Consider the following 13,503-nt stretch of genomic DNA (forward strand, 5'->3'; position numbering starts at 1 on the left):
GATCACTCCGGGCCCTGCGAGGTCAGGCCGGGACCGGCTCCTCGACGCGCAGGCCGCGCCCGCGCACCCCGTCGGCGACCCGGGTGAGCAGCGCGTCGAGCGTGACCAGCGTGGCGGAGAGCTCACCGAGCTGTTCCTTGAGCGTGGCCTCGGGCCACGCGGAGACGTCGACGTCCCCCAGTGCACGGACGGCGGCCTGGAGCCGCGCCATCTCGTCGTTCGTACGCATGTTCGAAAGCCTATAACAGTCCGCCGTCCGACACGCCGCAAACTCCGACATCCACCCCGAAGTTACGGTTTCGTCATCGGCTCGGACCGCGACGATGATCGACACCAGTTCGCCGAAGTGGTGGCGTCAAAGCCTGCCGGATGTCGCCGTTTCCCCGAACCGGCGAGTGGGTTGTGCACTGTTCCCCGAGGTCGGTGACGGTGGGACCGCTCGGGTTGTCGCCATCGCGGACCACCCCGAGCCGAGCGGAAAGCAGCCCCCTCAGGAAGCGATATACCTCAGCGTCATAATTATGCCTCTGCGGTATACCTCTCCTGCCTCGACAACAACTTGCCCGGCCGGTCACTCACCGTGGTCGATCCCACCGCCCCAATCCTCCAGCCACCCGGGCGGCCCCACCGGCCCTCCGCCGGCTCACGCCACCCCGGCTGGCGCACGCCGCCCTCGGACGCCGCCCCACGCCGCCCCGGCCGCCGCCTCAAGCAGCCTCAAGCCGCCTCGGCCGCCGCAGCCACGTTGGCCAGCAGCAGCGCCTCGGCCAGGCAGACCCGGGCGAACTCGCCCAGGTGCAGGCTCTCGTTCGGCCCGTGCGCCCGGGCGNCGTGGCGATGAACGGGATCGAGCCGCCGACCCCGATGTCGACCGGGTCGGTGCCGTCCCAGGCTCCGCGGAACGCCGCCCGCGCCGCGTCGAACATCGGGCCGGTGGCGTCGATGACGCAGGGCGCACCGTCGTGCTCGAACGTCACCGTCACCCGCGCGCCCCACGGCGCGTTCCGCTCCAGGTGCGCGGTCAGCGCCGCGTACGCCTTCTTCGGGTCGTCGCCCGGCGCCAGCCGTACGCTGAGCTTTGCCTTCGCGGCCGGGACCAGCGCGTTCGGGGCCTCACCGGTGGCCGGCGCGTCGATACCGAGGATGGCCAGCGCCGGCTTGGTCCAGAGCCGGTCGGTGATCCGGCCGGTGCCGAACAGCCGCGCGCCGTCGACCAGGCCGGCCTCCGCCCGGAACCGGTCCTCCGGGTAGTCGACGACCGCGTCCTCGCGGGCGGCCAGGCCGTCCACCGCGACGTCGCCCGCGTCGTCGTGGAGCGTGCCGAGCAGCTTCACCAGCGCGGTGAGCGCGTCCGGCACCGCCCCGCCGAACATGCCGCTGTGCACCGCGTGGTCGAGCGTGCGCACCTCCACGAAGCAGTTCACGATGCCGCGCAGCGAGGTGGTAAGCGCCGGCACCCCGACGTCCCAGTTGGCCGAGTCGGCGATCACGATCACGTCCGAGGCCAGCTCGTCGCGGTGCTCGGCGAGCAGCCGCTCCAGCGAGTCCGAGCCGTACTCCTCCTCGCCCTCGATGAACAGCACCACGCCGACCGGGAGCCGGTCGCCGAACGCGCGCAGCGCGGCGACGTGCGCCATGATGCCGGCCTTGTCGTCGGCGGCGCCCCGGCCGTAGAGGCGGCCGTCGCGCTCCACCGGCTCGAACGGGTCGGACTCCCACAGCGACCGGTCGCCGACCGGCTGCACGTCATGGTGGGCGTAGAGCAGCACCGTCGGCGCACCGGGCGGGGCCGCCCTCGTACCGATCACCGCCGGCTGGCCGCCGGACCGCACGATCCGCGTGTCGAGGCCGCAGCCGCGCAGCAGCTCCGCCACCGCCTCGGCGGAACGCTCCACATGCGAGTGGTCGAACCCGTCGAAGGCGATGCCCGGGATGCGGACGAGTCGCTCCAGGTCGGCACGGACACCGGGCAGTTCCCGCTCGACGGCGGCCCGCACCTCGGACTCGGACATGATCGGAGTGGTCATGACCGCCAATCGTATGCCGGCCTTACCGGGCCACGCCGTCCGAGCCCGGGCGCCGCCCCCGCCGCACGTAGTAGCGCTCCGGATCGTGCGGCAGGTCGGGCGCGCCGTCGACGACCAGGTCGACCGCCGCGGCGGTGCCGTCGGTCGCGAAGTGCGCCCGCTCCCCGGCGTGCCAGCGACGCAGTTCGGGCAGGATCTGCGCGCCGTCGCGGGCGAGCGCCCGCTCCAGCCGCACCTCGGCCGGCGCGGTGACCAGCACCGACAGGGTCAGCTCGGGGCGCACGGCGGCGCGGGCCGCGCTCACCCCCTCCACGACCAGCACCGGCGCGGGTGGCACCGGCACCACCCGGTCCAGGAAGCACCGGCGGACCCAGCTGTAACGGCGGTACCCGCCCGGCCGGCCGGACCGCACCGGCCCGAGCACCCACTCCTCCAGCCGAGTCCAGAACGTGAACTGGTCGTCCCAGCCGTCGAGCAGGTCGTCGGTGTGCACCAATGGCGGCCGGACGCCGCCCGCCGAGGCCGCGAGGGCATCCGCGAGGCGCGTCGCGAACACGCTCTTTCCCGCGCCGCTCGGCCCGTCGACCGCCACCAGTCGGGTACGCCCCAACCGCGCCGGCCCGGCCAGCACCCGCCGGGCCAACCCGGTGTACGCCTCGACCACCGCCACGTTCACCCGACCGACGCTAACGTTCCCCCGTCCGCTGGATCCTGCGACCCGGCGGACCGTTTCACCGAGCGGCCCGCCGGTGCCGTGGGCATGATCGGGGGGTGCTCCATGACGTGATGTGTCCGGGCGTCGACGCCCTCCTGGAACAGGCCCGCGCCGGCCTTCGCCGGCTCACCCCGCACGAGACCGTCGAGGCGGTCCGCAACGGGGCGCTGCTGATCGACACGCGCACCGAGACACAGCGCCGCGAGGGGGGTGAGTTGCCCGGCGCGATCGTCATCGACCGTACCGTGCTGGAGTGGCGGCTCGACCCGGCCAGCGCCTGGCGCATCCCGGAGGCGACCGGGTACGACCGGGAGATCGTGGTGGTCTGCCGCGAGGGCTTCAGCTCCAGCCTGGCCGCCGCCAGCCTCCAGACGCTCGGCCTGCGCCACGCGACCGACATGGTCGGTGGGGTGCAGGGCTGGCGGGAGGCCGGCCTGCCGATGTCCGACCGTCCGGCCGACGTGCGGCCCTGACCCCTCATCCGGGTGCGCCGGGTGGCACGAACGGCAGGCCCGCTGGTGCGCCGGATTCGATCAGCCGCCACAGCGCGTCGGTGTCGAGGTGCTCCTCCACCAGGTCGCCGAGCAGGTCCAGCGTCCGCTCCCGGGCCGCCGCGAACGAGGTGTCCGGCGCGACCGTGAAGCCGGTGCGCCCGGCCACCTCGGCGACCTCGGTGAGGAAGCGGCGGCGGAACGCGTCGGACTCGAACGCGCCGTGCCAGTGCGTCCCGTACACCGCGCCGAGCCGGGCGCCCTCGCCGGTGCCGTCGGCGTACCGAAGCAGCGGCGGCAGGCCGGGATCGGTGGCGCAGACCCGGCCGTGGTGGATCTCGTACCCGTGCACCGGCACGCCCCCGACGGCGGTCCCCTCGGCCCGGCGGACCGTCTTGCGCGCGTCGAAGGTGATCTCGACGGGCAGCAGCCCGAGGCCGGGCACCGTACCCCGGCCGCTCTCCACCGGGTCGTGGATCGCGCGGCCGAGCATCTGGAACCCGCCGCAGACGCCGAGCAGCGGACGGCCGGCGGCGGCGTGCGCCCGGACCGCGTCGGCCAGCCCGGTCTTCCGCAGCCAGGCCAGGTCGGCGACGGTCGACTTGGAACCGGGCAGCACCACCAGGTCGGCGGCGGCCAGCTCGGCCGGCTCGACGGTCAGCCGCACCCGCACGCCCGGCTCGGTGGCCAACGCCTCCACGTCGGTGGCGTTGCTGATCCGGGGCAGCCGGACCACGGCCACGTCCAGCCAGTCCGTCCCCCGGGGCGCCGCCGGCCGGCCGAGCACCCGCCCGTACGCGAGCGAGTCCTCCGCGTCCAGCCACAGGTCCAGCGCCCACGGCAGCACCCCGTACGTCGGGCGGCCGGTGGCCCGGTGCAGCATGTCCAGCCCGGGCCGGAGCAGCCCGAGGTCACCGCGGAACTTGTTGATCACGAATCCGGCGACCAGCGCCTGGTCCGCCGCGTCGAGCAGGGCCACGGTGCCGAACATGGCGGCGAACACGCCGCCCCGGTCGATGTCGCCGACCACGATCGTGGGCAGGCCGGCCTGCCGGGCCAGCCCCATGTTGACGTAGTCACCGCCCCGCAGGTTGATCTCGGCCGGGCTGCCCGCGCCCTCGCAGATCACCACGTCGTACTCGGCCCGCAGCTCGGCCAGCGCCGCGTACGCGGTGGTGGCCAGCCGGGGCCGCAGCGTGTGGAAGTTGCCGGCGGTGACCGTGTCGACCGCCTCGCCGAGCAGCACCACCTGGCTGGCGTGGTCGCTGCCCGGCTTGAGCAGCACCGGGTTGAACCGCAGGTCCGGGGCGAGCCCGGCGGCGGCGGCCTGCATGGCCTGGGCCCGCCCCAGCTCGCCACCCCGGCCGTCCGGGCCGACCACCACCGCGGAGTTGTTGGACATGTTCTGCGCCTTGAACGGGGCAACCCGCACGCCCCGGCGGCGCAGCCACCGGCAGATGCCGGCGGTCAGCACACTCTTGCCGGCGTCCGAGGTGGTGCCGGCGACCAGCAGCCCGCCGCTCAACCCCCACTGCCCCGGTGCGCGCGCCCCGCCGCCCCGGCACGCCCGGACCCCGAAGCGACGCGGCCACCGGCGACCCGGCGGTCGACGGCGCGGTCTTCAACGACGTGGCGGTCGACGGCGCGGCGGTCGACGGCACGGCGGTCGACGGCACGGCGGTCGACGGTGCGGACGAGCGCATGCAGCACGGCGCGGCCGGTGACGCCGGCCAGCCGGCCCAGGGTCACCGGGTAGAGCGCGGCCAACCCCAGCGCGGCCAGGCCCACCGCGCCGGAGATGCGGGCCGCCCGCTTCAGGTGCCGCGCCTCCGGCCGGGGCCCGTCGCCGAGGAACGGCCGCGTCTCGGCGCGGCCGAAGTAGACGTTGCGTCCGCCCAGCCGGACGCCGAGCGCACCCGCCATGGCCGCCTCGCACTGGCCGGCGTTCGGGCTCGGATGGTCGGCCCGGTCCCGTCGCCAGACGTGCCAGGCGACGGCGCGGTCCCCGTTCGCCACCGGCGCTACGGCCACGGTGAGCAGCCCGGTCAGCCGGGACGGCACCAGGTTGAGCAGGTCGTCCAGCCGGGCGGCCGGGGTGCCGAAGCGGGCGTACCGGGGCGAGCGGTGGCCGACCATGGCGTCGAGCGTGTTCGCCGCCCGGTAGCCGAGCAGGCCGGGCAGCCCGGCGACCGCGCCCCAGACCAGCGGCGCGACCACCGCGTCGGAGGTATTCTCGGCGACCGACTCGACCGTGGCGCGGGCCAGTTCGGGCTCGTCGAGGGCGGACGGGTCCCGACCGCAGAGGTGACCGAGGCGGGCCCGGGCGGCGGGCAGGTCGGCACGCCGCAGCGCCCGCCCCATCACCCGTGACTCGTGCCGCAGCGTGCGCCCGCCCAGCACGGTCCAGGTGGCGGCGGCCACCAACGCGGCCCGCCCGATCGGGTGGCGCCGCGTGGCGAACGCGGCAGCGGCGCCGAGCAGCACCGGCCCGCCGACCGCGAGCGCGGTGAACGCGGCGCCGGCCGACCGGTCGGGGCGGTAGATCCGCCGTTCCAGGGCCCCGGCCGCCCGGCCGAAGCCGGCCACCGGATGCCACCGGCGCGGGTCACCGAGCAGCGCGTCCAGCGCGTAGCCCGCCACCAGCCCGGTCGCGTTCGCCATGGCGGTCGCCTGCCGCACCGTCACCACCTCCGGCGGGCCAGCCTAGCCGTACCGGTTGGTGACGGCGGGCGGTCAGGTGCCCCGGCGGACACGGTCGCGCCAGGCCAGGAAACGCGTTGAGCGTGGGCCGGATCTGTACGAAGCGGAAGATCGACTCCACTTCGCCGAAGTGGCGGGGTGGATCCCGGTGTGATGCGACCACCTCCCCGAAATGGAGTGGATCTCTCCCCCCTGCCCCGCGAACCGTGATGATCCGCCGAAGCCGAACGACGCCCCAGGCGTACCGCGGGGTGACGACGCCGTTGTCGCCACCCCGCGCCCCCGTTGCACGGATCCGGAGCCTCAGACGGACACCGGGGTGCGCCGCCGGCCACGGCGCCCCGAGGTGCCGCTGCCCGAACCCGTCCGGGCCGGCTCGTCACCGACCGGCAACCCGACCTCGGCCGACCCGCCCTCGACCGGCTCGACTTCGGTCGACCCGATCTCGGCCAGCTCGTCGTCCCCGACCGTGATCAGCTCGTCGGGCTCCTCAGCGGCCAGCTCGTCGTCCTCCGAGTCCGAACCACCGGACCGGAGGTCCACCCCCGCGCCACCGGGCCGGGGAATGGCAGCCGACCCGCCGGGCCGAGCGTCGAACGGGTCGAGGTCGACCGTCCGGTCGAGCGGACCGGTGTGCCCCACCCGCGCCGGCCCGAACTCCGACGGCGGGACGTCGTCGTCGAACGGCCGGTCGTCGAACGTGGCCGGGGCCTGCGCGTCGGGCACCGGCTCGGTCGCCTCGCCGTGCACACGCTGCTCGGCCTCGGCGTCCTCCAGCGTGCTGGTGGCCGCGCGCGGCTGGTTGCGCAGGAAGCGCGACCGGCCCCGGGACAGGTCGTGCCCGACCGCGACCGCCTCCAGCTCGTAGAGCGTGCGGTGGTTGCCGGCCTCGTCGGTCCAGTCGCGGGTGTAGAGGCGGCCGGCGACGATCACCGGATCGCCGACCGCCACCGAGGCGGTCACCCCCTCGGCCAGCCGGCGCCAGCAGTTCACGCGCACGCGCAGGCTGTTGCCGTCAACCCAGCGACCGCTGTCCCGGTCGAGCCGGCGGGCGGTCGAGGCGACCTTGAAGTTGGCCACCAGCGTCCCGCTCTGGGTGGTCCGGCGCCACTCCGGCGCGGTCAGCAGGTTGCCGACGATCGTGACGTACGTATCGAACATCGCCCCTCCAGGGATCGGCTTGACCGGGTGAGCGTGGACCGGACCACCCGACCCGGGCCACCCGATGGCGCGTACCTGTGGATGACGGATCGCCCTGTGGACAACCGCCTGATCAAGGTCCTGATCTGCTAGGCCCTCGGGCCCTACACCGCTGACCTGCGACGATCGACGATTGGAGGGGCCGGCGTGGACGCGTTCCGGAATCACGCCGAGTGGGTAAGTACTTGATCAACCGAGAGAAAGGGAGCGCCGATGCTTCTCCGAGACGTCCGCGAGGCAGCGCGATGAGCGCCGTGGCGAACCCCGCGACCGTGGCCGAGTGCCTGCGGGTCGGCGCCGGGTTCTCCCAGGGCGACCGGAACTGGATCGCCGAGCAGTTCGCGACCCTCGACGCCCGGCTCGCCGGCTTCCACGCCGACGCCACCGAGCTGGAGGTGTCGGTCAAGGACCGCGAGGCCCGGGGCCAGAAGGTGACCCTGGAGTGCTGGGTCGCCGGCCGGCAGAAGATCGTCACCACCTCGACGGAGGAGGACCTGCACGCCGCGCTCAACGACGTCCGGGACGACCTGCGCCGCAAGCTCAACGACGCGAAGACCCGGCAGGAGCCGCGCCACAACAAGCACCTGCGCCAGACGGACCAGCCCGAGGTCCCGGCCGACCTGATCCCCACCCAGGCCGCCGAGCGGCAGGACGCCGAGACCGCCTGAGCGCCCGTACGCCCCCGCCCGCGCGGTGCCGGCGGGCGGGGGCTGTCACCCGTCGGCGTGTTAAGCGGGGCCCCCTCCTATACCGAATGCGTTAACAAGGTGCCCCGCCTTACACCCCTACCGTCGGGTAGCTCGGCGGCGTACCGTCGCGGTCGTGGAACCGGACGTGCTGGGAGCGCCGTACGAGCGCCGGACGATCGACCTGGGCACCGATGACGAGGGAGAGGTGGTCGCCACCCTCGTCCGCCGCCGGGCCGACCGGCCGACCGGCCGGGCCGTGCTCTACGTGCACGGCTTCGTGGACTACTTCTTCCAGACCCACGTCGCCGACTTCTTCGCCGAGCGGGGCTGGGACTTCTACGCCCTCGACCTGCGCAAGTACGGCCGCAGCCTGCTCCCGCACCAGACCCCGAACTTCTGCCGGGACCTGAGCGACTACTTCCCCGAGCTGGACGCCGCGGCGGAGATCATCCGCGCCGAGGAGGGGCACGAGACCCTGCTCGCCATGGGTCACTCCACCGGCGGCCTGATCATCTCGCTCTGGGCGCACGCCCGCCGCGAGGCCAACCTCGTCGACGGCATCGTGCTCAACAGTCCCTTCTTCGACATCAACGCACCCTGGGTGGTCCGTCGCCCCCTCGCGGCCGCCGTCTCCCGCCTGGGCCGTCGGGCGCCGCAACGCATCCTGCCGTTCGGCCTGGGCACCGTGTACGGCGAGAGCCTGCACGCCGACCACCGGGGCGAGTGGCGGTACGACCTGGCCTGGAAGCCGCTCGCCGGGTTCCCGGTCCGGGCCGGCTGGCTGAACGCGATCCGCACCGGTCAGCGTCGACTGCGGGCCGGGTTGGACATTCCGGTGCCGGTGCTGCTGGCCTGCTCCACCCGCACCTTCCGGGGCGCGAAGTGGCACGACAGCGCCACCGGAGCCGACGCGGTGCTCGACGTCGAGCACATGGTGCGCTGGGCACCCCGACTCGGCCGGCACGTCACCCTGGCCCGCTTCGACGGCGGCCTGCACGACCTGACGCTCTCCAGTCCCGCCGTACGCGAAAAAGTCTTCGCGGAGGTCGGGCGTTGGGCGGAGGGCTTCCTCCGCGCCGGCCCGACCGAACCGGCCCCCGCGCCGCCCGCCCCACGCCGCCCCGCCGACGCCACCACCGGTTCCGAGCCGCCCGCGTAGGCCCAGGCGAGGGCTGGACGCCGCGTCGTTCCCGACACCACGCCGCTGCGTCGATGTGCGACTGCGGCCGGCCGTCATCCACTGTTGGCGGTGAGAAGGGTCCCCCTCTCTACCGGAGGCGTTAAAAAGGTGCCCCTCCTTGCCCGCCGGCGAGCGCGGGGCGGATTCGGTCGAAGGTGGCGACCGGGTGCCCATTGGCGCGGGCCGGCAGCAGCAGCCCCAGGCAGCGCAGCGCCGGCCCGCCGTCCGGCCCGGCCTCGACCGCGAACACCGGCGCGCCCACGTACCCGGCGGGCAGCTCGGCCGCGACCCGCACCTCGTCGCCGTCCCGGGCCACCCGCTCGACCACCGCCTCCAGCGGCCGCGCGCCGTCGTCGCCGACGCCCAGCGCCAGCACGAACGCCGAACCCGGCGTCGCGCCGATCCGGTCGACCGCGTCGGCCGGCGCGGCCATCGCCTCGGTCACCTGCTGGGTACGCCAGTACCAGCCCCGATCGTCGGCGTACCCGTGGAGCCCGCCGGTGGGCATCGCGGCCACGCCCAACTCCGGCAGGTGCAGCCACTGGTCGGCGAACCCGGGCAGCGCAATCGGCTCGTCCGCGCCCTCGGCGGGCTCGGTGACGCTGGGCCGCAGCCCGATCTCCCCGTACACCCGGTCGGTGAGCGCGTCGGCGGTGAGCAGCCACTCGTGCGCGATCTCCCCGTCGTCGGTGGCGCCGACCAGCTCGCTGTAGAAGAAGGCGGTACCCACCGCACCGGCCGGTCTGCCGGGCCCGTCCGAGCCCGTGAGGGGCAGGATGGAGCGCCCGAGGTGCTGGCACAGCTCGGAGACGATCACGTTCTCGGTTTCCTGGTCGAGCAGCATCCGCAGAGGGTACGGATCGCAGTGCGCCCGCCCGGGCGGGACCCGCCGGAACCGGGGTGCCGAAGCGGCCCCCGGCGTGGCACGCTGGGCGGCGACGTGGACGCGCCGACCCGTACCCCCGGCCGGGCCGGAGCCGGCGGTACCCTCGTGGCGCGACGACCGTCGACGCGCGCCCGTAGCTCAGCGGATAGAGCAGGGGACTTCTAATCCCAAGGCCGCAGGTTCGAATCCTGCCGGGCGCACACGTACTTTCTCGGTCTGACCGGCTCGCGTGGGGCTATTCGTGGTGCGAGCGCGCTACGGTGGCCGCGTGGCAGCCTCGAACGGACGCACCAAGCGCCAGCGTGGCGAGATCGAAACCCTCCCCAGCGGGTCACTGCGCGTGAAGGTCTATGCCGGCATCGACCCGATCAGCGGGAAGCGGCACTACCTGACCGAGGTCATCCCCGCCGGCCGCACCGCTGCCAAGGAAGCGGAGAAGGCGCGCACGCGGTTGCTGGCCCAGGTGGACGAGCGGCGCAACCCGCGAACTCGCGCCACGCTCGACCAGCTTCTAGACCGGTGGCTTGAGGTAGCCGACATCGAGGCCACGACCCGCATGGGCTACGTCAACAAGCTCAACAAGCACGTACGGCCAGTGCTCGGCAGGCTACCGGTCGGCCGGCTCGAAGCCGAGACGTTGGAGTCGTTCTACGCGAGCCTGCGCCGCTGCCGCGACTGGTGCGGCGGCAAGGCGTACGTGAAGCACCGTGTGGAGGGCGAGCACGCCTGCACCGAGAAGTGCCGGCCGCACGTCTGCAAGCCGCTCAGCGCTTCATCAGTGCGCCAGATCCACTGGATCCTCAGTGGTGCTCTCAGCCGGGCGGTCCGATGGCGCTGGATCGCCGTCAATCCCGCCAGCCAGGCCGAGCCGCCCGCGCCGCCGCACCCCGACCCGCAGCCGCCGAGCCCGGCCGACGCAGCGCGCATCATCAGCGAGTCGTGGCGCGATCCGGATTGGGGCGCGCTGGTCTGGCTCGCCATGACCACCGGCGCCCGCCGTGGCGAGCTGGCCGCGCTGCGCTGGCACCATCTCGACCTAGCCGCCGGTGTGCTGACACTGCGGCGCAGCGCGTACCTGGACGAGCACGGTCAGCTACAGGAGAAGGACACCAAGACGCACCAGCAGAGGCGGGTGGCGCTCGACCCGGAGACGATCGAAGTGCTGCGCGAGTTGCACGGCCGGTACGTCGACCGTCTGGCCCAGCTCGACGCGGACGCCGACCCCGCCGATTACGTCTTTTCTCCCGATCCGGACAACAGCCGTGGCTACCGGCCCGACACCATCACCCAGCGGTACGGCCGGCTTGCCACCCGGCTCGGCATCGACAGCCACATTCACGCCCTGCGCCACTACTCCGCGACCGAGCTAATCAACGCGGGTGTCGACGTACGGACGGTGGCTGGACGGCTTGGTCATGGTGGAGGAGGGACTACGACGCTCAGGGTGTACGCGGCCTGGCTTTCGGAGTCGGACCAGAGGGCTGCTGGCACGCTGGCCGCTCGGATGCCCCCGCGCCCGCTTTTGCCAGCACAAGGGACTACGCCGAACAGCCCGTACAAGCAAATTGCGACCGAGTTGCGCCAGCGAATAACCGCTGGCCAGCTCAAGCAGGGCGATCAACTTCCAACCGTTGCCGAACTGTCGGCGGCGTATGGCGTCGCGGTCAGTACGGCCCACCGGGCTGTCACCCTGTTGGTGGAAGAAGGCTTGGTAGGCGTTCTCCGAGGTCGTCGAGTAACAGTGGTAGGCGCGCAAGCTGCTGACTGACGATTTGCGCATAACGGGCTTAAGGCAGGTGAATCGGCAAGCCAACTCGCCTTCTAACCACCTCTCTGAAGTTGTACTACCCTGTGACCATGGCAGGAAGATCGTCAAAATCCATGAAGCAAGACAAAGGGCAGATCCTGGCCGATGAGACAGACGAGAAATTCGTCCAATTTGCCCTGAAAATGTGGTCCGATATCGTCAATGAACGCAAATCATTCGAATTAATAAAAGAGTTTTTGCGGAAAGAGGGAGTCCCTCTAAACTCTTCGCTCTGCGGGCTTGCAGCCTTCAACATGCTTGAGTCGCTCTCGTTAATCCTGGAAAAGAGGGCAGCCGAATACGNATATATGGCTCGGGGCACTTCAAAAGTCCCAATTCATACATGGAGCGGCGCGAATGGGCAGAGGTGTTAGCCTACAAGCATGCCGCCCCCTCGGCCATTGGCCCTATTCACTTAGCCGAGAAAATTACGATGGGACGCAAGGACCTTCCCGCGCTACTCCGGTTCGCCGAGACGACCCGAGTTTATTCTTCGCTGCAAGTGCTCAAACGATGCGCCGCCATGGATATACCCATTGTATTTGAAAAGGACAAGCTTCCTGACGTTGACCGCACCCATCAGCTATGGGGCGCAATGCAGCAGCTCGACCAGCGGCGTGGAGCTTCAAACGGCAAATTTGGAGTAATTCTTAATAACGATCTTCCACTGGAACCCGCATCTTCGGATGATATATTCACACTTGCGATGATTACCCTCTCCCCAGCCTGGCATGACGACACATACATAGATTGGCATTGGTTTAACAACGTCGGCGTTCGCCTTGCATCCTTCTCATATTTTCCCTTGAAGAGCAGGATCCCGGGCCTAATGCGGGGTTACAACTGGTACCCATCGTCACTCCCTTACTTGGCGCTGACCTCGGTCACCAAGATCCACGAAGCTACTCACAACAGGGCCTTAGATTTTTCGATGCGCCGGTATGGCCTAGCCACAATGCCTCGCGGATTGTTTGAGCGAGAATTTGAGGGCATGCTCGCGTCCCCTGCCGCGCAAATGTATGAGAAATTCTTTCCAACTGAGCACCCACTGACGATGGAAGGGATGCTAGAAGCTCTCGACGAGCCACTAGAGGTATACCCAGGCGCGGAGGTTCCCGTCCTGTTCTCAGCTGGGTCGGATACGATCATTCTCGATGTCTGGGCCTTGAGTCGCAAAGCGGTGCTCGACATGAACTCTCCATCAACCGGCGAGGTCCAGAACGTCCGAGCAGAGAACTTTGAGATTGAAGCTCAGCGCCTGATCGATTCCTCGGACTGGTTGCCGCCCGCCGAACTTAGATCCCTCGTTCGCCGAACGCTGAGAAGGAGCGACGGATCCTCGATCACTGACATCGACGCCTTGGCGGTGAAGGGTGGAGTCGGCATCCTAATCGCTTGTAAAAACTATCGAACAACTGCACTAGGTCGAGCATCGACCCCGCAGGCACGCACTGTCCGAATTCAGCTATCTCAAGACTACACGGATTGGGAAAAGAAGGTCTCGGCGCTAAAATTAGCGTCCCCTGGCCCCAATTACGATCTAAGCCAGCTTGCGCAAGTCATTCCGCTTGTCCTGACACCTGACCCCACTTTCGTCGACCCTGATCTCCTCCAACCTCGCTCCAACGGATTGCCTAGCATCATGGCACTACATGAACTTGAAGCATTTCTGTTTGGGGAGTAAGAACCCTTCACCCCTAGCACCAGGAATAGTGGAAATTCCTCCCGGAATCTTCTCGGCGCAGCCCTCCGTGACACAAGTACAGGGCAGATTCGCCAACAGCCTCATGGGCCGGCATGATGAGCTT

General features: G+C 70.8%; 11 protein-coding genes, 1 tRNA gene and 1 pseudogene. 6 read left to right on the top strand and 7 right to left on the bottom strand.

Going from position 1 to position 13,503, the window contains the following annotated elements:
• Positions 1-22: 22 nt before the first annotated feature.
• The 3 genes and pseudogenes from B1205_RS27845 to B1205_RS27855 form a co-directional block, all read right to left on the bottom strand.
• Positions 23-229: a hypothetical protein gene (locus tag B1205_RS27845; RefSeq protein ID WP_089158298.1), complete on the bottom strand. Its 207-nt coding sequence runs from the start codon at positions 227-229 to the stop codon at positions 23-25.
• A 488-nt stretch (positions 230-717) separates the two neighbouring features.
• Positions 718-2,012 (bottom strand): annotated as a pseudogene (locus B1205_RS27850) (dipeptidase).
• A gap of 37 nt (positions 2,013-2,049) precedes the next feature.
• Positions 2,050-2,703 (bottom strand): uridine kinase family protein, encoded by a 654-nt coding sequence (locus B1205_RS27855; protein WP_089158299.1) that lies wholly within the window; start codon positions 2,701-2,703, stop codon positions 2,050-2,052.
• Positions 2,704-2,813: 110 nt separating this feature from the next.
• Between B1205_RS27855 and B1205_RS27860 the strand changes: the two genes are divergently transcribed.
• The gene (locus B1205_RS27860) at positions 2,814-3,215 is read left to right on the top strand and encodes a rhodanese-like domain-containing protein (RefSeq protein ID WP_089158300.1); all 402 of its coding nucleotides are present in this window, start codon (positions 2,814-2,816) and stop codon (positions 3,213-3,215) included.
• Positions 3,216-3,219: 4 nt separating this feature from the next.
• Here B1205_RS27860 and B1205_RS27865 read toward each other — a convergent pair whose 3' ends face one another.
• The 3 genes from B1205_RS27865 to ssb form a co-directional block, all read right to left on the bottom strand.
• The gene (locus B1205_RS27865; protein ID WP_089158301.1) at positions 3,220-4,758 is read right to left on the bottom strand and encodes a cobyric acid synthase; all 1,539 of its coding nucleotides are present in this window, start codon (positions 4,756-4,758) and stop codon (positions 3,220-3,222) included.
• Entirely contained in the window at positions 4,755-5,912 is a 1,158-nt protein-coding gene (locus B1205_RS27870; RefSeq protein ID WP_441338584.1) for a cobalamin biosynthesis protein, read from the bottom strand. Before B1205_RS27870 ends, B1205_RS27865 begins: the two co-directional genes overlap by 4 nt.
• Before the next feature lie 324 nt (positions 5,913-6,236).
• A complete protein-coding gene (gene ssb, locus B1205_RS27875) occupies positions 6,237-7,094 on the bottom strand; it encodes a single-stranded DNA-binding protein (protein WP_089158302.1) in 858 nt (285 codons plus the stop codon).
• Between the two features lie 284 nt (positions 7,095-7,378).
• Here ssb and B1205_RS27880 point away from each other — a divergent pair, with 284 nt between their 5' ends.
• Both B1205_RS27880 and B1205_RS27885 read left to right on the top strand, forming a co-directional pair.
• Positions 7,379-7,801, top strand: a complete 423-nt coding sequence (locus B1205_RS27880; protein ID WP_089158303.1) for an HPF/RaiA family ribosome-associated protein — start codon at positions 7,379-7,381, stop codon at positions 7,799-7,801.
• A 154-nt stretch (positions 7,802-7,955) separates the two neighbouring features.
• The gene (locus tag B1205_RS27885; protein ID WP_176308836.1) at positions 7,956-8,981 is read left to right on the top strand and encodes an alpha/beta hydrolase; all 1,026 of its coding nucleotides are present in this window, start codon (positions 7,956-7,958) and stop codon (positions 8,979-8,981) included.
• Between the two features lie 121 nt (positions 8,982-9,102).
• Here B1205_RS27885 and B1205_RS27890 read toward each other — a convergent pair whose 3' ends face one another.
• On the bottom strand, positions 9,103-9,846 hold the full coding sequence (locus tag B1205_RS27890) for a hypothetical protein (RefSeq protein WP_089158304.1): 744 nt from the start codon (positions 9,844-9,846) through the stop codon (positions 9,103-9,105).
• Positions 9,847-10,015: 169 nt separating this feature from the next.
• Here B1205_RS27890 and B1205_RS27895 point away from each other — a divergent pair.
• The 3 genes from B1205_RS27895 (at position 10,016) to B1205_RS29405 (ending at position 13,379) form a co-directional block, all read left to right on the top strand.
• A tRNA-Arg gene (locus tag B1205_RS27895) sits at positions 10,016-10,088 on the top strand.
• 68 nt (positions 10,089-10,156) lie between these two features.
• Positions 10,157-11,656 carry a tyrosine-type recombinase/integrase gene (locus B1205_RS27900; RefSeq protein WP_254910264.1) on the top strand — a complete coding sequence of 500 codons (1,500 nt, stop codon included), beginning with the start codon at positions 10,157-10,159 and terminating at the stop codon, positions 11,654-11,656.
• 382 nt (positions 11,657-12,038) lie between these two features.
• A complete protein-coding gene (locus tag B1205_RS29405; protein ID WP_140158157.1) occupies positions 12,039-13,379 on the top strand; it encodes a hypothetical protein in 1,341 nt (446 codons plus the stop codon).
• Positions 13,380-13,503: the final 124 nt, after the last annotated feature.

Origin of the sequence: Micromonospora sp. NBS 11-29, from assembly GCF_002140155.1 — a bacterium.
Classification (GTDB): Bacteria; Actinomycetota; Actinomycetes; order Mycobacteriales; family Micromonosporaceae; genus Micromonospora.